We start from the raw sequence: 18,963 nt of genomic DNA on the forward strand, positions 1-18,963 counted from the left end.
TCAGCGCCGGGGCGTGGGTGTGGACACGGTGCGGAAACCGGTGTTGCCCGCCGACGATCCGGGGGTGTTGTGCGAGCGCGCCGCGACGCGGTAGCGCCGGCAGTACGAGTCGTCGCACAGGTACGAGCCACCGCGCAACACCCGGGTGGCGCCGCGCTCGGGACCGGCGGGGTCGGCCGTCGGACTGCGTCGGTACCACCGCGGGTCGAAGCGGTCGGCGCACCACTCCCACACGTTGCCCGACATCTGCCGTAGCCCGAACCCATTGGGCGGCAGGGCATCGACGGCCAGCGTCGGCGCGACACCCACCCGCGAGCCCGGTCGCGCCGGGAACGGCGATCCCCACACCGCGGGGTCGTAGGTGTGGCACAGCTCGGCGCCCGAGGGTGTCGTGCGATCGTCACCCCACCCGAAGCGGGTGCCCGCGAGTCCGCCGCGCGCCGCGTACTCCCACTGCGCCTCGGTCGGCAACGCGCGCGACGCCCACCGGCAGTAGGCGAGCGCATCGTCGTGCGACACGTGCACCACGGGGTGGTCGGCGAGCTCGAAGGAGGCCGCGTCGGGGTGTGGGCCGGGCCCGAAGGGGTGTCGCCAGTGCGCACCGCGCACCTCCCACCACCACGGCGCAGCCGGTGCGACACCCAGCACATCGGCCGACGCCGAATCGACGAGCGCGTGGAACACCGCCGACGATCCCGCTCTCTCGGCGGTCGTGCGATATCCGGTGTCATCGATGAACGCCGCGAAATCGCGGTTCCGGACCGGGGTCTCGTCCATCGAGAACGCGGCCACGGTGACGGGATGGCAGGGCGTCTCACCGTCGGTGGCGACGCCTTCGGTATAGGGGTCACCCATCTCGAAGGCGCCCCCGGCCAGGGGGCGTTGCGCCACCGGATGGTCACCGGTCGCCGCGATCGATGCGGGCTCCTGGATCGGTCGCTCGCGGGCCGCGGCCGGTGAGCAGCAGGGCCCCGCCTGCGCCCGGCCGGAGAACCCCGTCATGGCGACCACCTTAGGGAAGCGCGGGCTCGGGCGGGTGGCGCGCCACCGTCAAGGGGTCGCGGGGTCGCCACTAGGCTGATCGCGGAGAGGGTCACGAGCCCGCGCGACGCCAGAGCCGAGAGGTCCACCATGACGAGCGACACCACCGACCACGACATCACCGGTACCCACGCCTGGCAGGAACTGTCGGCCCACCAGCCGCACGTGTACGCCATGCACCTTCGCGAGGTCTTCGCGGTCGATCCGAAGCGGGGCCGCGAACTCGTCATCGACGTCGGCGATCTCCACATCGACTACTCGAAGCATCGCGTGCTGCGCGAGACACTCGACCTGTTGGTGTCGCTGGCCCGCGAGGTCGATCTCGAGGGCAAGCGCGACGCGATGTTCTGGGGCGAGCACATCAACACCTCCGAGGACCGCGCGGTGCTCCATACTGCGCTGCGGCTGCCGCAGAACGCGACGTTGAAGGTCGACGGCCGCGACGTGGTCGGCGACGTGCACGAGGTGCTCGAGGCGATGGGCACGTTCACCGACGCGCTGCGCAGCGGCGAGTGGACCGGGCACACCGGCAAGCGCATCGAGACCGTCGTCAACATCGGCATCGGTGGGTCGGATCTCGGGCCGGCCATGGTCTATCAGGCACTGCGGCACTACGTCGACGCCGGGATCAGCTGTCGTTTCGTGTCGAACGTCGATCCCGCCGACCTCGTGGGCACCCTCGCCGATCTCGACGCCGAGACCACCCTGTTCGTGATCGCGTCGAAGACCTTCTCCACCCTCGAGACGCTCACCAACGCCACCGCCGCCCGCACCTGGCTGCTCGAGCGGCTCGGGGTCGGCGCGGAGGACGGCGCGGTCGCCAAGCATTTCGTCGCCGTCAGCACCAACGCCGAGAAGGTCGCCGACTTCGGCATCGACACCGACAACATGTTCGGGTTCTGGGACTGGGTCGGGGGCCGCTACTCGGTCGACTCCGCGATCGGTCTGTCGGTGATGGCGGCCGTCGGCAAGGAGGCGTTCGCCGATTTCCTGCACGGCTTCAACATCGTCGACAAGCACTTCCGCTCGGCGCCGCTGCACCAGAACGCGCCGGTCATCCTGGGCCTGATCGGCCTCTGGTACAACAACTTCTGGGATGCGCAGTCGCGTGTGGTGCTCCCCTACTCCAACGACATGGCGCGTTTCGCGGCGTACCTGCAGCAGCTCACGATGGAGTCGAACGGTAAGTCCGTCGACGCCCACGGCCATCACGTCACCGTCGACACGGGCGAGATCTTCTGGGGCGAGCCGGGCACCAACGGTCAGCACGCCTTCTATCAGCTGCTGCACCAGGGCACTCGGATGGTGCCCGCCGATTTCATCGGATTCGCCTCCCCGACAGACGATCTCCCCGTCGACGCCGACGGGTCGGGGTCGATGCACGACCTGTTGATGAGCAACTTCTTCGCGCAGACGAAGGTCCTGGCGTTCGGCAAGACCGCCGACGAGATCGCGGCCGAGGGCGTCGACTCGCACGTGGTGGCACACAAGGTGATGCCGGGTAACCGGCCTTCGACGTCGATCCTGGCGCCGAAGCTCACGCCGTCGGTGATCGGGCAGCTCATCGCTCTCTACGAGCACCAGGTGTTCGTCGAGGGCGCGATCTGGGGCATCAACTCCTTCGACCAGTGGGGTGTCGAGCTGGGCAAGACCCAGGCCAAGGAGTTGCTCGAGGTCCTCATCGACCCGGCAGCCCCGGCCCCGCAGGACGATTCGTCCACCGATTTCCTCATCCGGTGGTATCGAGGAGAGCGTGGACGCGACGTCTGACCGCACCACCGGCACCGGCCGACCGCGCCTGCACGACCGCGCGGCGGCGGCCCGGTTGTCGGTGCTCGACGACATCTTCTATCGCGGCAACCACGGCCGCGGTGCCGAGGTCGTCATGCAGGGGGTGTGGCGTTTCACCGAACCCATCGCGCCCGACGATCTCGCCGATCTCCACCGGTTGCTCGCGACCAGCGACCTGACGCGGCGGGTCGCGACCCCCCGTATCCCGTTCGCACGTCGCAGTTTCGTCGCCGACGCCGTGGTGGCGCCGCTGCGGGTCGACACCGAGCCGGTGGAACCGCACGAGGTGGTGGCGTGGGCCGACGACCGCGCCGCAGCGGGTTTCGACGTCGACCGCGGACCGGTGTGGGAGATCGCGATGCGTCCGGTCACCGACGGCGGCTCGGCGGTCACGGTCAGCTGTTCGCACGTCGTCACCGAGGGTCTCGGCCTGATCGGCGTCGCCCGCGCGGCCCTGTCCGGATCGGACCCGAGCGCGGTGCGCACCCCCACGACACCGCCACGGATGCGGGACGACCTCGTCGACGCGCTGCTGCTGCTGATCCACGTCGTGTGGGGTGTGGTGCGCAGTCTCGCGCGGACGGTGGTCGATCCGCAGGTGCGGGCGGAGCTCCTGGCGGCCGCCCGACCGCCGTCGCGACCGGCCCCGACCGCATCCGGCCCGCCCGTCCGGGAGGTACATGCGGTGCTCGATGTCGATGCGGCGCACTGGGATCGGGTCGTCGCCGAGAGCGGCGCCACCTCCACCGCACTCACGGCCGCACTCGCGGCCGACCTCGTGCAGGAGATCCGCGGCACGGGACCGGTCGAGATCGCCGTCCCCATGGCGGGCGGCGACGAGGCAGGCGAGCTGCTGATGGCGGAGACGGTGATCGACGCCGCCGACGACCCCGCCACCTGCGCGGGCAAACTCCGTGCGGCCTACGCGGCGGCCGGCGCCGGCGCGACCGGATCCGGGTTGGGTCCGCCGGGCGGGATGCCCGCCGAACTCCTGCAGCTCGTCGGCGACCGTGTCGCACACGCGATGGTCCCCGATCCCGGTGGCCGTGAGGCGCTGGTGTCGCCGCTGGGTGACCTGGGCGGGGTGTTCGACGAGCTCGGCGGGCACCGCGCATCCGGGATGGCGGTGCGGTCGGTGGCGCCCCGACCCACCGACACGCCGTCGCGGACGGTCGTGCGCCTGTGGTCGGGCCGGTCGGCGGGACGCATCACGCTCACCCTGGTCACGCCGGGTCGGTCGGGTCGCGGCATCGCGATGGATCGCCATCGGCTGGGTGAACTCGGCGCCGCGGTCGCGGCGCGGCGGGGACTTGTCGCCGATCCATGGTGACCGGTGCATACGATCACTGACATGGTCACGTTGAGAACCGCTGTCACCTCCGCGCTCGCGCTCGTCGGCACCGCCGCGGTCCTGGCCGCCTGCTCGTCCGGGTCGGAGACGGCGGGTGTCGATTCCCCGGCCCGCCCCAGCACGTCGGTGCCGGTGTCGGCGAATGTCGTGGCCCCCGCCGGCCTGGTCGATCGCACCCCCACCGGCACGCCACTCGCGTTCGGCGCCAGTGCGTACCTGCCCGCCGACGCGTTCCGCCCCGCCGGTCAGCTCGCCATGTTCACCGTCACCGGCATCGAACCCGGATCGTCGTCGGAACTGCCGGAGTCGGTGACCCACGGCGGTACTCCGTTCTACGTCCACGTCACCGTCACCCAGCTCGCGAACCGCCAACTCGACGTGCCGTCGGTGGTGGGTCTGGCCGGCAGCAGCGACGGCCGCACCGCCTCGGTCACCGAGACCCCGCCCGATGGTTTCGACAAGTGCCGGGCGACGAAGGCCCCGCGCACCCTGGGACGCGGGAACTCCTACGCGACGTGCTTCGTCGCCGTGGCCGACAAGGGCGTCGACCTCGACCGCGTCATCTACTGGGCGCAGACCTCCACCGATCCCTCGGCCGACTACAAGGCCGCGCCCGTGGTGTGGTCCGACGGTTCGCCGGTCGCACCGGCATCCTCGCCGGCCACGACGGGCTGAGTTCTCCGCTCGCAGCCGGTCAGTGCGGCCATTGCGCCGGACGTGGCGGCGGCGACGGGTCGATGACCACGGCGGCGCCGTAGTCGTGTGACCGGGTGCGGACGGTGTTGCCGCCCGCGCGTTTGGCCTCGTACATCGCGGCGTCGGCGAGGTCGGTGAACAGGAGCGTGGTCATCAACGACCGATGCCCCGGGAGACGTCCGGTGAGGTGCACGACCCCGACACTGGCGGTCACGGGCGGATCGCTCGTTGTCGAGATGGTGTGCAGCACCTGGTTGGCCAGGCGCATCGGCTCGGTCCAGCGCAGGCTGTCGGCGACCACGAACTCGTCGCCGCCGATCCGCGACACGACGCCGCTGACACCGAGGGCCGCGCGCAGGCGGGTGGCGATCTCGGCGAGCACACGGTCGCCGTAGCGGTGGCCGTACCGGTCGTTGATCTCCTTGAAGTTGTCGAGGTCGGCGACGATCACCGCGAGACCGTGCACGTTGTCGGGGTCCATGCTGTTGAGCCGATCGAGGGCGCGTTCGAGACCGCGTCGGTTCAGCACACCGGTGAGCGTGTCGAGTTCGGCCGCCGCGGCATCCGACGCCAACGCCTCCATGAGGAACTGGGTCGCCACGGGGATCGAGATCCCGATCAGCACGGCCTGGATGACGCCGACGGCGGCGCTCGAGGTCGCCGCCCCGTCGTCGGCGATGATGAAGCCGGCGATGACGCCCGCCGAGAGCAGGGAGAACACCAGGTGTGCGGCGAGCAGCCGCGCACCGTGGAAGAAGGCGATGTAACCGCCGACGAGACCGAACACCGCGCATCCGTAGAGGCCGCCGAGCGTCTTGTACTGCGCGAGCGACCCCAGCAGGATCGTGACGTCGCAGACGCACACCCACGCGCGCGACCGCGCCGGCGAGGGCCACGGGAGCAGCAGCCACATCAACGACAGCCCCGCTCCGAGGACGATCGATGTGACGAGCATGGCGAGCAGCGACGGGGTCAGGTCGGCGTCGATCAGCACGACGACGGGCACCAGCGTCACCATCGCGGCCGACAGGGCCAGGATGATGCGACTGGGTTCGATGAGCTGGCGATCGGCGAGATAGCTGCTGAACCAGGCGTACTGGTCCTGTCGTTTCCACCAGTGCGACAGGGCCCACCCGAGTTGACCGAGTGCGACGCCGACGCGGATCACCGCTGATCCACCACCATCGTCAGCCCCCCGTGATGCGTCCCGATCGTGCGGCGTCCGGCGAGGACGCGTCACGGCCGGTACGCGACCGCAAAAGTGTGCGGCACCTGACGAGAATGCTAACGCACGGGTGTTGAGGCGCCGAGGGCTACTTGAGCAGGCGAGACATCCGACGGTCGGCGAGGATCTTGCCACCGGTCTGGCAGGTCGGGCAGTACTGGAAGGCCCGATCGGTGAACGACACCTCGCGCACCGTGTCGCCGCACACCGGGCACGGCATGCCGGTGCGCGCATGCACCCGCAGGCCCGACCGTTTCTCGCCTTTCATGGTCGCGACCTCGGCACCCTCGAGTCGCACGATCGCGTCGGACAGGACGGCGTTCACCGCGACGAAGAGCCGATCGAGTTGGTCGTCGGACAGCGACTTCGCCGTCGCGAACGGGGAGATCTGCGCGGTGTGCAGGATCTCGTCGCTGTAGGCGTTGCCGACGCCGCTGATGACGCGCTGATCGGTGAGGACGGTCTTGATACGGGCCCCGGTGCCGCCGAGGATCGCGGCGAGTTCGTCGCGCGTCAACGACAGGACGTCGGGACCGAGGGTCGCGATCCGTTCGACCTCGGCGGTGTCGCGCACGATCCACACCGCCAGACGTTTCTGGGTGCCGGCCTCGGTGACGTCGAAACCCTCGCCCGGCAGCCCGCAGTGGACACGCAACGCGATGGGGCCCTTGCCCCCGGGCCGGGGCGGCGTCTGCGACAGGTTCGACGACCACCGCAACCACCCGGCGCGCGACAGATGGATCACGAGGTGGATGACGTCGCGCTCGGCACCGGGATCGGCGGGTGTCGGTTCGGCCGGATCGGTGCTGATGACGAGGTACTTGCCGATGCGGTGGACACCGGCGACGATCCGGCCGGCCAGCGCCGAGTACGGCGGGTCGGCCGTCTTCAGCACGGCGAGCGACGCCACGTCGACGCGACGAATCGGTAGTCCGGCCGCACGTCCGTCGACGTAGTCGGCGATGGCCTGCACCTCGGGCAACTCCGGCATGGTCACTAGTCTGGCCGAAGGTGGCGGGCAACGTTCGCCGAACGCCCCATGCGGCCGGGTCACGGGCCGGGTCGAGAGCGGGGCCGAGGGTGGAGAGGACGTCGATGCGATCGCACAGCGCCGCACCGCCGCGCGGATCGCGACTGTCCGATGTGGAACTGGCTGCGCGTCTCGCCCAGGGAGCCGGCGAGGTGCTCGTCGCCGCACGACACCGCTCGGTCCTGACGGGCACCGTGCTCGGCGACGTCGGTGACGCCGTCGCCCAGGCCTGGATCGCCGCGGCGTTGGCCACCCACCGTCCCCACGACGCCATCTTGTCGGAGGAAGCCCGCGACTCGGGGGCACGCCTGCGTAGCGAACGGGTGTGGATCATCGATCCCCTCGACGGCACGAGGGAATACGCGTCCGGACGCGACGACTGGGCGGTCCACATCGCACTCACCGTCGACGGCGAGCCGACCGACTGTGCGGTCTCCCTGCCCGCCACGGGCGAGTTGTTCCGCTCCGACGAGGTGTCGCAGGCCGTCGAGCCGTCTGGGCGACTCGTCGTCTCGCGGTACGGCCTCAACTACGACACGGCGTGGGTGGCCGACCGGCTGTCGCTCACCCCGTATTCGGTCGGCTCGGCGGGCGCGAAGGCGATGGCCGTGGTGCGCGGCGACGCCGACGCGTACGTACACGGGACGGGCCAGTACGAGTGGGACAACTGCGCTCCCATCGGTGTCGCCCTCGCCGCGGGACTGCACTGCAGCCGCTTCGACGGGTCGCCGGTCGTCTACAACCGGTCGCGACCCTACGTCCGCGACTTCGTGATCTGTCGCTCCGACATCGCCGAGGAGATGCTGTCGGCCCTCGGTGACCTGTTCTGACCTTCCCTGCGGCCCGGGTCAGGGTTTGCGGAGGAGATAGATGTCCATGATCCAGCCGTGTTCGGCGCGGGCGCGGGCGCGTTCGTCGGCGATGCGGTCGCCGACCTCGCCGACGGTGCCGCTGATCAGGATCTCGTGCGGCGTGCCGAGGTAGGCGCCCCACCAGATGTGGTCTTCGGCGGCGGCGGTGTGGCGGAAGGTGCAGTCGGCGTCGAGCATCACGATCTGGTTCGTGTCGATCCCGGGCGGGGTGTCGGCGAGGCGCCGACCGGTCGTGACGAGGATCGGTTCACCGATGCGATTGGCCAGGATCCGGTGTGCCGCAGTCAATGCCGAGGCACTGGTGACGCCCGCGATCACCTCGATCCGCAACGGGACGCGGCCGCGTTCGACGATCGCATCGGCGATGCGCAGGGTGCTGTCGTAGAGCCCGGGATCACCCCACACGAGGATCGCCCCGACACCGTCGTCGGGGAGCTCACGGACCAACGCGTCCTCGATGCGGGTGGCACGCTCGTCGTGCCAGCGTCGGACCTCGGCGTCGTAGTCCTCGGGATCGGATCGACGAGGCGGATCGACGACCTCGACGAAGCGGTAGTTGCCGGCGCCGAGGTGGCGTTCGCAGATCTGTTCACGCACCCCGATCAGCGTGTCGGTGGTGGAACCCTTCCCGCGCGCCGACTTCTCGAGCACGAAGAACGCGTCGACACCGCCCATGGCGTCGACGGCCTCGATGGTCACCTGTCGGGGGTCGCCGGGGCCGATGCCGATCACGCGGAGCGTGCGCGCGGTCTCGGTCGTGGTCACGGGCGGGCGCGCTTCAATCCGTGGAAGCGGGCCATCACGTCGAGCATCGACTGCGACGGCAGGATCCGTTTGAGCGCGAACACGATCGGCGCCATGTTGCCGCGGGCGTAGAGCGTCTTCGGGTTGTCGGCCAGGGCCGCAGCGACCACGAGTTCGGCGACGGGGTCGACGGCGAGCCCCTTCGCCTCGTTGCGTCGGGTCGCGGCGGCGACGGTGTCGTAATCGGCTGCGTAGGCCGAGTTCTCGGCGACGGTGTAGATGCGTCGGTCGGCGATACCGGTGGCGATCGTCCCCGGCTCCACGGTGCTGATCGCGATCCCGAACGGCGCGAACTCGCGGCGGGTGGCGTCGGAGAACGCGTGCATGGCGCTCTTGGTGGCGCCGTAGACCGACCGGAACGGCAGCGGGAAGCTCCCCAGCATCGATCCGACCATCACGATGCGCCCGAAGCGGCGCTCGCGCATCCCGGGCAGCAGTGCCTTCGTCAGCGCGATCGGGCCGAACAGGTTGGTGGTGAACACCTCGTGGATCGTCGACATCGGGGTGTCCTCGAGCGGACCCATGTGGCTCACGCCGGCGTTGTTGACGAGGATGTCGACGGCGCCGGCCTCGCGGGCGCAGCGCTCGATGCTCTCCGGATCGGTCTGGTCGAGAGCGATGTAGCGGACACCGGGCACGCGGTCGGCCTCGGCGATGCCCTCGGGGTTGCGGCTGGTCCCGATCACGGTGTGACCGGCGTCGACGAGCAGACGCGCGGCGGCCTGGCCGATCCCACTGGACACACCCGTCACGAGAACGGTCCTGGACACGGCGCTGGTGGAGCGTGGTGAGGTCACGCCGATCACTGTAGGGGGTGGCCTTGCGCACCTCCATGACGCCATCCGGCCGCAGATGCGCTACGAATATGAGTCATGACCACCGCGTATGACTTCACCGCCACCACCATCGACGGTGAGGAGGTCAGCCTCGAGCAGTACCGGGGCCGGCCCCTGCTCATCGTCAACACCGCGTCGCAGTGCGGGTTCACCCCGCAGTACACCGGTCTCGAGGAGCTCAACAAGGCCTACGCCGACAAGGGCCTCGTGGTGCTCGGCTTCCCGTGCAACCAGTTCGGCCACCAGGAGCCCGGCGACGCCGAGGAGATCAAGAACTTCTGCAACCTCAACTACGACGTCAGCTTCCCGATGTTCGAGAAGGTCGACGTCAACGGCAGCGACGCCCACCCGCTGTTCGCGTGGCTGCGTTCGGAGAAGTCGACGATCCTCGGCAACCGGATCAAATGGAACTTCACCAAGTTCCTCGTCAACAGGGAGGGGCAGGTCGTCGACCGGTTCCCGCCGACCACGAAGCCGCAGGCGCTGACCGGGAAGATCGAGAAGGTCCTGTAGCCGACTCCGCTGCGTCTCATCCGCGACTCAGCAGGCACTTGTAGCCTGGTCTCGCCCTCGACCCGGGGCACAGCGGCAGGAACCGAGGAGGCCTTTTCGTGAGCGAGTCGATCGCGGTGTCCGACGAGTTGTCGACGGACGCCGACTCCCCCGCGGGCGAGCCACCGTGGGCGCCTCTACGAGCGACCGCGATCGTGCTGCTCGTGTGCGGCGCCATCGGTCTGCTGGCCGCGGTCACGCTCACCATCGAGCGGTTCAAGCTTCTCGAGGATCCGTCGTACCGCCCGAGCTGCAGCCTCAACCCGGTGCTGTCGTGCGGGTCGGTGATGGTGACGAAGCAGGCGCAGTTCTTCGGCTTCCCCAATCCGCTCATCGGCATCGGCGCGTTCAGCGTCGTGTTGGTGATCGGCGTACTGATGCTTGCGCGCATCGATCTGCCGGTCTGGTTCTGGGGTGGGCTCACCGCCGGCCTGGGCGCGGGCATGGTGTTCGTCGTCTACCTGATCGTCGAGAGCCTGTACCGGATCAACGCGCTGTGCCCGTACTGCATGGCGGTGTGGACGGTCACGCCGATCCTGTTCGTCATCGCCGCGCAGACCACCGCCCGCCTCGGATCGGTGCCCGCCCTGTGGCGCGTGGTCGACAAGGCATGGTTCGCGCTCATCGCCTACTACGTCGTCGTGATCGCACTCATCGGTGAGCGGTTCTGGTACTACTGGTCGACCCTGATCTGAGCGCGCCTGTGGATGAATCCCTGTGCGCGCGAGAACTGTCCGAAGTGCGCGCTACCGTTCGCCCATGAGTGAGCGCTTCCCCGACGACTGCCCCACGCTGACCCGCGACGGTGTCACCGTCGGCTTCTCCCCGTCTCCCGACGGCATGTCCCTGTGGGCCTGGTGGCGTGACACCGACGACCGGCACACCGACAGCGAGGTGATCGGCGCCTACCCCACCTACGAGGCCGGCGTCACCGGCGCGCTCAAGGCCATCGCCGATCGCGACATTGCCACCGCGGGTGAGGATCCCGACGCCGATGTGGTGAAGGTGGAGGCGGCGTTCCTGGAGAAGACGTTCACCGAGACCGACTGGATGGGTCTCGGCTTCTAGGCGCTCGCACGCGAACGGGCGGCCACCGAGCCGTGAGGCTGCGGTGACCGCCCGTGGCGTCACTTCTGCGTCGGGGTCAGCCGACCGCGCCCACCGTCTCGGTCTGCTTCTCGGGCGTCGTGCTGGGCGACGAGATGATCGACGGTGTCAACGACTCCGTGGACGGGGTCGTCGAATCCTCGGTGGCCGACGGGGTGACCGCCGAACCCGAACCGGTCGACACCGGGTCCTTCGACTTCGGGGTGATCGGCGTGACCGGCGTGCTCGGCGTGACCGGGGCACTCGACTCCGTGGTCGGCGGGGTCGTCGTCTGCGGTGCCGGGGCCTCCGACGTGGACTCCTCGGTCGGAGCGATCAGTGCCTGCGGTGCGGACTTCTCGGTCGACTCCGGGGCGGCCTCGGTGGTCGCCGCGATCCGCAAGGTGTTCGCGGCAATCTTGTTCTGCGGCGCCGGACCGCCCGATCCGGGGCCACCGGTGTTCGCCGGCGGGCCCGCGACCGGCGGCGCGAAGATCCGCTGGATGGCCTGGAAGAACGAGTTGATCGCGTTGGTGAAGATCGACGTGAAGTTCGTGAACGCCTGCGTGATCGAGTTGACGAAGTTCTGCAGGAACAGCGCCAGCACGTTCGGCGGCGCGGCCACCGGCTTCTGCGAGGCGATGAAGTCCGCGATCGTCTGCGCCGCCGGCTTGGCCGACCAGTCATACCGGTAGATGCCGAAGACGTTCTCGTAGTACGCGTCCTTCTCGGCCTGCGTGGCGTTGGGGCCGGGGGCCGGGATCGTGGTCGACGCGAAGGTGTCGCGCGTGGTGTAGATGAACATCGGGCCCGCACCCTCCTGGGTGCTCCAGGCCTTGATGAAGTCGGCGATGTACGCCGCCTGCTGTGTTTCGCCGCCGGTCGCCGAGGTCGGGAAGCCGTACTCCGAGGCCCAGATCAGTTTGGTGCCGTCGCCGCGCTCGGCCATGATCGCCCGCATCTGCTTGACCTCGTTGAGCGGGGACCCCTGCAGGTCACCACCCTGCGAGTACGGGGTCGTGTACTGGTACGGGTGGTACGAGATCGCGTCGAAGTACCCCTTCGCGTTGTTCGCGTACATCTGGTCGAGGAACGTCGGCGCGTTCAGATCGGTCGAGCTGGTCGGGACCGCCCCGAAGACACCGGCGATCACGGTGACCGACGGATCGACGGATTTGATCTTCTCGTAGGCGTTCTGCAGCAGAGCCGTGTAGCCCTGGGGATCCGCCTTGCCGCCGTAGACGAAACCGGAGTTCGTGTCGTTCCAGATCTCGTACCCCGAGACGGTGCCCTTGTACCTGTTCGTCACCGCGGCCGCGAAATCGCCGTAATCCGCGGGGTTGTCGGGCGGGCTGATCCGCGCGGGATACGTCTGGCCGGCGACCGCCCAGTTCGGCGAGTGCGTGATGGTCGCGATGACGCCCATGTCGCGCTTCTTTGCAGCGTCCATGATCTTGTCGATCTTGGTCCAGTCGTATTGACCCTTGCTCGTCTCGACATCGGCCCAGGGAATGAACAGACGAACATCATTCACACCGATGGACTGCAGCTTGTCGAGAGTCTTGTTGACATCCTCCTGGCTCATGTTGGTGAGGTCGCTGTCGGCGACACCGAGGGTGGTCGGTTTCTCGATCACCTTGGCCACGTTGAGGATCGAGTACGCCGGCTCACCGTTGGGCAGCAATGCCTGCCCGCCGAATGCACCGAACATGGTGAGCGCAGATAACGAGACAACAGTCTTGGCGAAAGGAAAAGGGCGGGGACGAAGCATGGACACAGGAATACCGCTTTCGATTTACTGCGGATTAGTAATTACCTCGTTTGCCGCAGATTAAGCATAGTTATAACAGGTGCAGCGGTACTTCTGTACAGCGAACAGTCAGAGTCTGCCAATTCATCTGAACGGTGGACAGCGCCGATGAACTGGGTGTTCATCGATCTCTAGGTGTGAGATGCTGATCACGGTTCGGGGGAGTCACATCAACATCGGTAGCCGGTCGACGCGTGGCCGGCACATCGTGGGGGAAACATGAAGCTCATCAACAAATCTGCCATGTCCGCTGTCCTGGCCATGTCGGCAACCGCCATCCTGTTCGGCCAGACGGTGACGACGACGCCGTCGACCGGGACGGTGGCGCTGACCGCGAACACCCTCCTCGTCATGGGCGGCAACGGTAATCCCGACGCCGTGAACATGGAGAAGGAACTGAACAACCGGTTCACGGGTCTTCCGGGAACCCCTTACCCCGGTTACGTTTTCACACCCGTGAAGTGGTCGGCGCAGACGCCGATCAGCACCGGCGCCGACGGCACGCTGTTCAATGTGTCGCAGGACGAGGGCCTCGCGAAGATCAATGCGGCCCTCAACTCGACCAACTCGACCAAGGAGCCCGGCGAGAAGATCGTCATCGTCGGCTACTCGTCGAGCGCCTCGGTGGTCAGCCGGCAGATCAACGCCCTGCAGGCGACTCGCAACACCGGCGACGCCGGTAAGGCATCGACGCCGTCCACCGATGACCTGAGCTTCGTTCTCTTCGGTAACCCGATGCGCCCCAACGGTGGTTTCTTCACCCGTTACCCCGGCTACAAGATCGGTCCACCGCTGGGTGTCGACTTCCAGCCGCCGCTCGGCGCGTCGGACTACAAGATCACCGACGTGTGCCGTCAGTACGACGGTTTCTGCGACTACCCGAGCAACCCGACCAACATGCTCGTCATGATCAACACCGCGCTCGGCATGTACTTCGATCACGGCGACTACTTCGGCGTCGACATCGACAACAAGGACAACATCCTTCGCGATCAGACGGTCGGCAACACCCGCTTCATCACGGTGAAGAACACCCTGCCGATCCTGCGCTTCATGCCGTCGTTCCTGGCCGCCCCGCTCGACGCGATCCTGCGTCCGCAGATCGAGGCCGCCTACGACCGCAACGGAAACCTCGGCACCCCGACACCGTCGACGGTCTCTGCCGCGAACGATCCGCTGCTGAACCTGGTGAACACCTACCTCCGTCTCTTCGGCGGATCCGGTTCGGGTACCCAGACTCCGGTCGAGACGACGACCACCACGAACACCCTGGTGAGCGCACGCAAGTCGACCGAACAGGTCGCACCGGTGCAGAAGCAGACTGCCGTCGAATCGACCACGGCGGGTACCGGGGTGACCGACACCGGCACGAAGACCGACACGGATACGTCGTCGACGTCATCGTCGACCTCGACCGTCGAGGCTCCGGCCTCCACCTCGACGACGCCCAGCGCGTCGAGCCCGGCGATCACGGCTCCGAGCCCCACGGCGACCGCCCCGTCGCCGTCGGCAGGCGCCGCACCGTCGACCGCCACGAAGTCGGAGACCCCGACGACCTCTGCTGCCGCCTGACAGCGACGCCCGAACGACAAGACCCCCGCGGTGACGCGGGGGTCTTGTCGTATCTGTGCCCTCGGCAGGATTCGAACCTGCGACCTACCCTTTAGGAGAGGGTTGCTCTATCCCCTGAGCTACGAAGGCATGCACCGGATCGGCTGACATCACCCGGAACGACCTGAGTCTATCGGAGCCTTCCGCGCATTCGACCGAGTGCGGAATCACGCCCTCGTTCTGCACCTTCACGACAGCATCGGCTCGTTGTCGTACCCCTGTTCTAGGCTTGGCTCATGGTCGACAGGGGTTGGGCTGGGGTGGATACGGGGTCGGTGGGGTTGCTCACCGACCACGTCGACGCGCCGGTGAACTCGTTGTTGGGCAACATGGTTCACGCCGCCGCAGGTCAGGCGTTCCTGGAGTGGACCCGCTACCGTGACGCCGGGGAACTCCACCGACAACTGGTGGTGCCCGAAGAGACATCGGACCGGCGGACGTTCGATGCCTTGATGCAGTGCGCCGCGCGGATCGCGCTGACGCATTCGATGTCGCAGGGCGCCGCCGAACGACTCGTGGACACCGCAGTCGCGCTACGGGATCGTCTGCCGAAAGTCGCCGAGTGTTTGCGAGACGGGCGTCTCTCGCCGCGGTACGTGCGGACGATCGTCGAACGCACCGACCTCCTCCTCGACCGCGAAGCGCAGGAGGCGGTAGATACCGAGGTCGCGGCGGCGTTGCGCAGGCGGGGTTCTTGGTCACCGTCACGGATTCGGGACATGGTCGACCGCAGTGTCTACCGGGTCGATCCCGACGCCGTCCGGGCCCGCCGTAAAGCGGCGGTGGATGCGCGTGGGTTCTGGACTGAACGCCTCGAGGACGGCATGGCCCGCGTCGAAGCCACCTCGACCGCCGAAAAGGCCATCCAGATCTCCCGACGCGTCGACACCCTCGCCCGCGCGGTCTGCAAGAACGATGATCGGTCGTTGGCGGCACGGAAGTCCGATGCCCACTTCAGCCTCGTCATGGGTGTCGCCTGGGAATGCCAGTGCGGGAACGACGACTGCGACGCGCCGACGGTCCCCGACCCGGATGCGCCCGCGGTGCGCGAGGTCCCCGGCACCGGCAGCAACATGACCTTGCACGTCATCTGCGATCTCGAGACCGTCGCCGGTGACGGGGAGACACCATGTTTCCTCGACGGCTACGGCGTCATATCCCCCGCCCACCTCGACGACCTACTCGCAGAGCCCGGGGTGTCGGTGAAACCGATCGGGCATCTCGATGACCCGATCGCCCCACACACCCCCGGCAACCCCTATCGGCCGTCGACGGCGTTGGACACCGTTGTGCGGGCCCGATCCCTGTACTGCGACGTCGCGGGCTGCGACCGCGCCGCATGGGTCTGCGACATCGACCACACCCGCGAATACGACCACGACCACCCCGAACACGGCGGACAAACGTGTCCAGGAAACACCGGTTCGAAGTGCCGGTTCCGCCACAACCTCAAAACCCACACCACATTCCTTGACGACCAAACCATCAGCCGGGATGGCCGTACCGAACGGGTGATCATCACCCCGGAAGGCCTCACCGTCGACGGCCCCGCCTTCACCGGCGACGACCTGTTCCCGGCGTTGAAAGACATCCAGTTCACCGCACCCGAAAACGCACCACCAGCCACCCACCCCGACAGCTCAGAGCCTGCACCGACCAGACGCCGCCCACGCCTGGCAGACAAACACGCCCGCCGACAGACAGAGCGCGAACACAACCGCCGCACCCGCGAAGCCGAGGCCCAGGAACGGGCAGCCCGCGAGGCGGAGGACGACGAACCACCACCGTTCTGACGCGCGAGCGAGTTCGGTGCGGTTGCCGAGACCGCCGGCTGTCGATAGCCTCACGAATCACTTCGGTCGATCCTGGCCCCCGCAGCCCCCTCCTCGTCACCCGGAGAGCCGGAAAACGGGGTCTGCCTCCTGTGTTTCCTGGGCGTCACACGATGGAAACGCCCCCGCGACAGGTCACCCATAGCGTCGCGTGAGCGTTCTTTCACGTTGCATCCAGCCCATCGGGGGTGGATCGGACCATCCAGGAGTGACCCATGAGTGGCAGCATTTCCCGCCGTGAGGCGATCAAAGCGGTAACGGCCCACAGCACGCCGGAGTGCGCCACGGCGCAAGCGCCGCTTGCCGACCTCTTCGGAGTCAACGTCTTCGACAAGTCGGCCATGAAGGACCGACTGCCCAAGAGCGTCTTCAAGAAGGTCTCGGCCACCATCGACGAGGGTGTGGCGCTCGACCCGACGATCGCCGACGTCGTCGCGAACGCGATGAAGGACTGGGCGATCGAGAAGGGCGCGTCGCACTACGCGCACGTCTTCTACCCGCTGACCGGCTTCACCGCCGAGAAGCACGACTCGTTCCTCGAGCCCGACTCGTCCGGCGCCTCGCTCGCGGAGTTCCAGGGCAAGACCCTGCTGCAGGGCGAGCCCGATGCGTCGAGCTTCCCCAACGGTGGCCTGCGCGGCACCTTCGAGGCCCGCGGCTACACCGGCTGGGACGTCACGAGCCCCGCCTACATCCTGGAGAACCCGGCCGGCAACACGCTGTGCATCCCGACGGTGTTCATCTCATGGACCGGCGAGGCCCTGGACAAGAAGACCCCGCTGCTGCGCAGCCAGCAGGCGATGAGCAAGCAGGCCATGCGTCTGCTGAAGCTGTTCGGCCACAGCGATGTCGACACGGTCGTGTCCTACGCGGGCGCCGAGCAGGAGTACTTCCTCATCGACGAGCACTTCTACTACGCGCGCCCCGACATCATGACCACCTCGCGAACCCTGTTCGGCGCCAAGCCGTCCAAGGGCCAGGAGTTCGACGACCACTACTTCGGTGCCATCCCGGACCGTGTGCTGGGCTACATGATCGATCTCGACCGCGAGCTGTTCAAGCACGGGATCCCGTCGAAGACCCGCCACAACGAGGTCGCCCCCGGCCAGTTCGAGCTCGCCCCGGTCTTCGAGCGTTCGGTGCTCGCTCACGATCACCAGCAGCTGATGATGACCATCATGAAGAAGGTCGCCGAGAACCACGGCATGACCTGTCTGCTGCACGAGAAGCCTTTCGCCGGGGTCAACGGTTCGGGCAAGCACGTCAACTTCTCGCTCGGCAACAGCAACCAGGGCAACCTGCTGAACCCGGGTGACACCCCGCACGAGAACGTCCAGTTCCTGGTGTTCTGCGCGGCCATCATCCGCGGCGTCCACAAGTACGGCGGGCTGCTGCGCGCATCGGTCGCGTCGGCGAGCAACGACCATCGCCTCGGCGCCAACGAAGCTCCCCCGGCGATCATCTCGATCTTCCTCGGCGAGCAGCTGATGGATGTCTTCGATCAGATCGCCAAGGGTGGCGCGACGGAATCCAAGGAATCCGGCGTGCTCGAACTCGGTGTCGACAGCCTGCCGCCGCTCAAGGCCGACCCGGGCGACCGCAACCGCACCAGCCCGTTCGCGTTCACCGGCAACCGGTTCGAGTTCCGTGCGCCGGGTTCCAACCAGTCGATCTCGGATCCGATGGTCGCGATCAACACGATCCTGGCCGACTCGATCGACTACCTCGCCACGGAGCTGGAGAAGCTCACCGCCGACGGCACCGAGTTCAACACGGCCGTGCAGACCGTGCTGCAGCAGGTCATCACCGACCACGGCGCCGTCATCTTCAACGGTGACGGCTACGCCGACGCCTGGCAGGAGGAGGCGGCCTCGCGTGGGCTGAAGAACCTGCGCACCACCGTCGACGCCGTGCCGTTCATGGCGGAGAAGGAGAACGAGGACCTCTTCGAGAAGTACGGCGTCCTGTCCGCCCGCGAACTCGAAGCCCGCAAGGACGTCATACTCGAGCAGTACGCGCTCACGATCCTCGTGGAGGCCAAGGAGACCGTCGAGATCGCCAAGACCATGATCCTCCCTGCCGCCCTGCGCTATCAGGGTGAGCTGGCCGGCATCGCGGTCAACGTGAAGTCGGCAGGGCTCGACGCGTCGAACCCGTTGCTGACCGATCTCAGCGCTGCGGTCTCGGCTCTGGGCTCGTCGCTCGCGACGCTGGAGAAGGGCATCGAATCGTTCCACGGCGAGTCCGAACTCGAGGAGTCGACGTACGCCCTCGAGACGCTCATCCCGGCCATGGCCGAGGTCCGCGTCGCCGCCGACACCCTCGAGACCCTCGTGGCCGACGACCTGTGGCCGTTGCCGACCTACAACGAGATGCTGACCATCCTGTAACCCGCTCGGCAGGTACCGACCTCGACGGCGGTGGAC

At 67.8% G+C, this 18,963-nt stretch carries 16 protein-coding genes and 1 tRNA gene; 10 read left to right on the forward strand and 7 right to left on the reverse strand.

Annotated features, from left to right (window positions below):
- A complete protein-coding gene (locus ACLBW1_RS08160; protein ID WP_447811333.1) occupies positions 1–1,002 on the reverse strand; it encodes a formylglycine-generating enzyme family protein in 1,002 nt (333 codons plus the stop codon).
- A 129-nt stretch (positions 1,003–1,131) separates the two neighbouring features.
- On the opposite strand from ACLBW1_RS08160, the gene pgi reads away from it, so the two are divergent.
- The 3 genes from pgi to ACLBW1_RS08175 are packed head-to-tail and all read left to right on the forward strand — an operon-like array spanning position 1,132 to position 4,858.
- Positions 1,132–2,811 carry a glucose-6-phosphate isomerase gene (pgi, locus tag ACLBW1_RS08165; protein WP_447811334.1) on the forward strand — a complete coding sequence of 560 codons (1,680 nt, stop codon included), beginning with the start codon at positions 1,132–1,134 and terminating at the stop codon, positions 2,809–2,811.
- Positions 2,795–4,162: a hypothetical protein gene (locus tag ACLBW1_RS08170; protein WP_447811335.1), complete on the forward strand. Its 1,368-nt coding sequence runs from the start codon at positions 2,795–2,797 to the stop codon at positions 4,160–4,162. Before pgi ends, ACLBW1_RS08170 begins: the two co-directional genes overlap by 17 nt.
- 21 nt (positions 4,163–4,183) lie before the next feature.
- Positions 4,184–4,858 carry a hypothetical protein gene (locus tag ACLBW1_RS08175; protein ID WP_447811336.1) on the forward strand — a complete coding sequence of 225 codons (675 nt, stop codon included), beginning with the start codon at positions 4,184–4,186 and terminating at the stop codon, positions 4,856–4,858.
- 19 nt (positions 4,859–4,877) lie between these two features.
- On the opposite strand, the gene ACLBW1_RS08180 is transcribed toward ACLBW1_RS08175, so the two are convergent.
- Both ACLBW1_RS08180 and ACLBW1_RS08185 read right to left on the reverse strand, forming a co-directional pair.
- Entirely contained in the window at positions 4,878–6,047 is a 1,170-nt protein-coding gene (locus ACLBW1_RS08180) for a GGDEF domain-containing protein (protein WP_447811337.1), read from the reverse strand.
- 145 nt (positions 6,048–6,192) lie between these two features.
- Positions 6,193–7,095, reverse strand: a complete 903-nt coding sequence (locus ACLBW1_RS08185) for an Fpg/Nei family DNA glycosylase (RefSeq protein ID WP_447811338.1) — start codon at positions 7,093–7,095, stop codon at positions 6,193–6,195.
- A 104-nt stretch (positions 7,096–7,199) separates the two neighbouring features.
- On the opposite strand from ACLBW1_RS08185, the gene ACLBW1_RS08190 reads away from it, so the two are divergent.
- Positions 7,200–7,964 (forward strand): 3'(2'),5'-bisphosphate nucleotidase CysQ, encoded by a 765-nt coding sequence (locus ACLBW1_RS08190; protein ID WP_447811339.1) that lies wholly within the window; start codon positions 7,200–7,202, stop codon positions 7,962–7,964.
- An 18-nt stretch (positions 7,965–7,982) separates the two neighbouring features.
- Here the strand turns inward: ACLBW1_RS08190 and cobF are convergent, their stop codons facing one another.
- Complete coding sequence (gene cobF, locus ACLBW1_RS08195) at positions 7,983–8,771, reverse strand: precorrin-6A synthase (deacetylating) (RefSeq protein WP_447811341.1); 789 nt, start codon at positions 8,769–8,771, stop codon at positions 7,983–7,985.
- Positions 8,768–9,607, reverse strand: coding sequence for an SDR family oxidoreductase (locus ACLBW1_RS08200; RefSeq protein WP_447811342.1), 840 nt, complete (start codon positions 9,605–9,607; stop codon positions 8,768–8,770). The genes cobF and ACLBW1_RS08200 overlap by 4 nt, the downstream gene beginning before the upstream one ends.
- 75 nt (positions 9,608–9,682) lie before the next feature.
- Here ACLBW1_RS08200 and ACLBW1_RS08205 point away from each other — a divergent pair, with 75 nt between their 5' ends.
- The 3 genes from ACLBW1_RS08205 (at position 9,683) to ACLBW1_RS08215 (ending at position 11,266) form a co-directional block, all read left to right on the forward strand.
- Positions 9,683–10,159: a glutathione peroxidase gene (locus ACLBW1_RS08205; protein ID WP_447811343.1), complete on the forward strand. Its 477-nt coding sequence runs from the start codon at positions 9,683–9,685 to the stop codon at positions 10,157–10,159.
- A 98-nt stretch (positions 10,160–10,257) separates the two neighbouring features.
- Positions 10,258–10,893 carry a vitamin K epoxide reductase family protein gene (locus ACLBW1_RS08210; RefSeq protein WP_447811344.1) on the forward strand — a complete coding sequence of 212 codons (636 nt, stop codon included), beginning with the start codon at positions 10,258–10,260 and terminating at the stop codon, positions 10,891–10,893.
- Positions 10,894–10,957: 64 nt separating this feature from the next.
- The gene (locus ACLBW1_RS08215) at positions 10,958–11,266 is read left to right on the forward strand and encodes a hypothetical protein (RefSeq protein ID WP_447811345.1); all 309 of its coding nucleotides are present in this window, start codon (positions 10,958–10,960) and stop codon (positions 11,264–11,266) included.
- Between the two features lie 76 nt (positions 11,267–11,342).
- Here ACLBW1_RS08215 and ACLBW1_RS08220 read toward each other — a convergent pair whose 3' ends face one another.
- Positions 11,343–12,995 (reverse strand): cellulase family glycosylhydrolase, encoded by a 1,653-nt coding sequence (locus ACLBW1_RS08220; protein WP_447811346.1) that lies wholly within the window; start codon positions 12,993–12,995, stop codon positions 11,343–11,345.
- A gap of 342 nt (positions 12,996–13,337) precedes the next feature.
- Here ACLBW1_RS08220 and ACLBW1_RS08225 point away from each other — a divergent pair, with 342 nt between their 5' ends.
- On the forward strand, positions 13,338–14,666 hold the full coding sequence (locus tag ACLBW1_RS08225; RefSeq protein ID WP_447811347.1) for a PE-PPE domain-containing protein: 1,329 nt from the start codon (positions 13,338–13,340) through the stop codon (positions 14,664–14,666).
- 56 nt (positions 14,667–14,722) lie between these two features.
- Here the strand turns inward: ACLBW1_RS08225 and ACLBW1_RS08230 are convergent.
- Positions 14,723–14,795, reverse strand: a tRNA-Arg gene (locus tag ACLBW1_RS08230).
- A 146-nt stretch (positions 14,796–14,941) separates the two neighbouring features.
- Here ACLBW1_RS08230 and ACLBW1_RS08235 point away from each other — a divergent pair.
- Entirely contained in the window at positions 14,942–16,498 is a 1,557-nt protein-coding gene (locus tag ACLBW1_RS08235; protein ID WP_447811348.1) for a DUF222 domain-containing protein, read from the forward strand.
- Positions 16,499–16,752: 254 nt separating this feature from the next.
- Entirely contained in the window at positions 16,753–18,927 is a 2,175-nt protein-coding gene (locus ACLBW1_RS08240) for a glutamine synthetase III family protein (RefSeq protein ID WP_447811349.1), read from the forward strand.
- Positions 18,928–18,963: the final 36 nt, after the last annotated feature.

It is taken from the genome of Williamsia sp. M5A3_1d (genome assembly GCF_053345315.1).

Coding starts and splice junctions, on each gene's coding strand:
- ACLBW1_RS08215 (WP_447811345.1), top strand. CDS start 10,958: ATGAGTGAGCGCTTCCCCGACGACTGCCCCACGCTGACCCGCGACGGT.
- ACLBW1_RS08160 (WP_447811333.1), bottom strand. CDS start 1,002: ATGACGGGGTTCTCCGGCCGGGCGCAGGCGGGGCCCTGCTGCTCACCG.
- ACLBW1_RS08225 (WP_447811347.1), top strand. CDS start 13,338: ATGTCCGCTGTCCTGGCCATGTCGGCAACCGCCATCCTGTTCGGCCAG.
- ACLBW1_RS08175 (WP_447811336.1), top strand. CDS start 4,184: ATGGTCACGTTGAGAACCGCTGTCACCTCCGCGCTCGCGCTCGTCGGC.
- ACLBW1_RS08185 (WP_447811338.1), bottom strand. CDS start 7,095: ATGCCGGAGTTGCCCGAGGTGCAGGCCATCGCCGACTACGTCGACGGA.
- ACLBW1_RS08220 (WP_447811346.1), bottom strand. CDS start 12,995: ATGTTCGGTGCATTCGGCGGGCAGGCATTGCTGCCCAACGGTGAGCCG.
- ACLBW1_RS08235 (WP_447811348.1), top strand. CDS start 14,942: ATGGTCGACAGGGGTTGGGCTGGGGTGGATACGGGGTCGGTGGGGTTG.
- ACLBW1_RS08205 (WP_447811343.1), top strand. CDS start 9,683: ATGACCACCGCGTATGACTTCACCGCCACCACCATCGACGGTGAGGAG.
- pgi (WP_447811334.1), top strand. CDS start 1,132: ATGACGAGCGACACCACCGACCACGACATCACCGGTACCCACGCCTGG.
- ACLBW1_RS08240 (WP_447811349.1), top strand. CDS start 16,753: ATGAGTGGCAGCATTTCCCGCCGTGAGGCGATCAAAGCGGTAACGGCC.
- ACLBW1_RS08190 (WP_447811339.1), top strand. CDS start 7,200: ATGCGATCGCACAGCGCCGCACCGCCGCGCGGATCGCGACTGTCCGAT.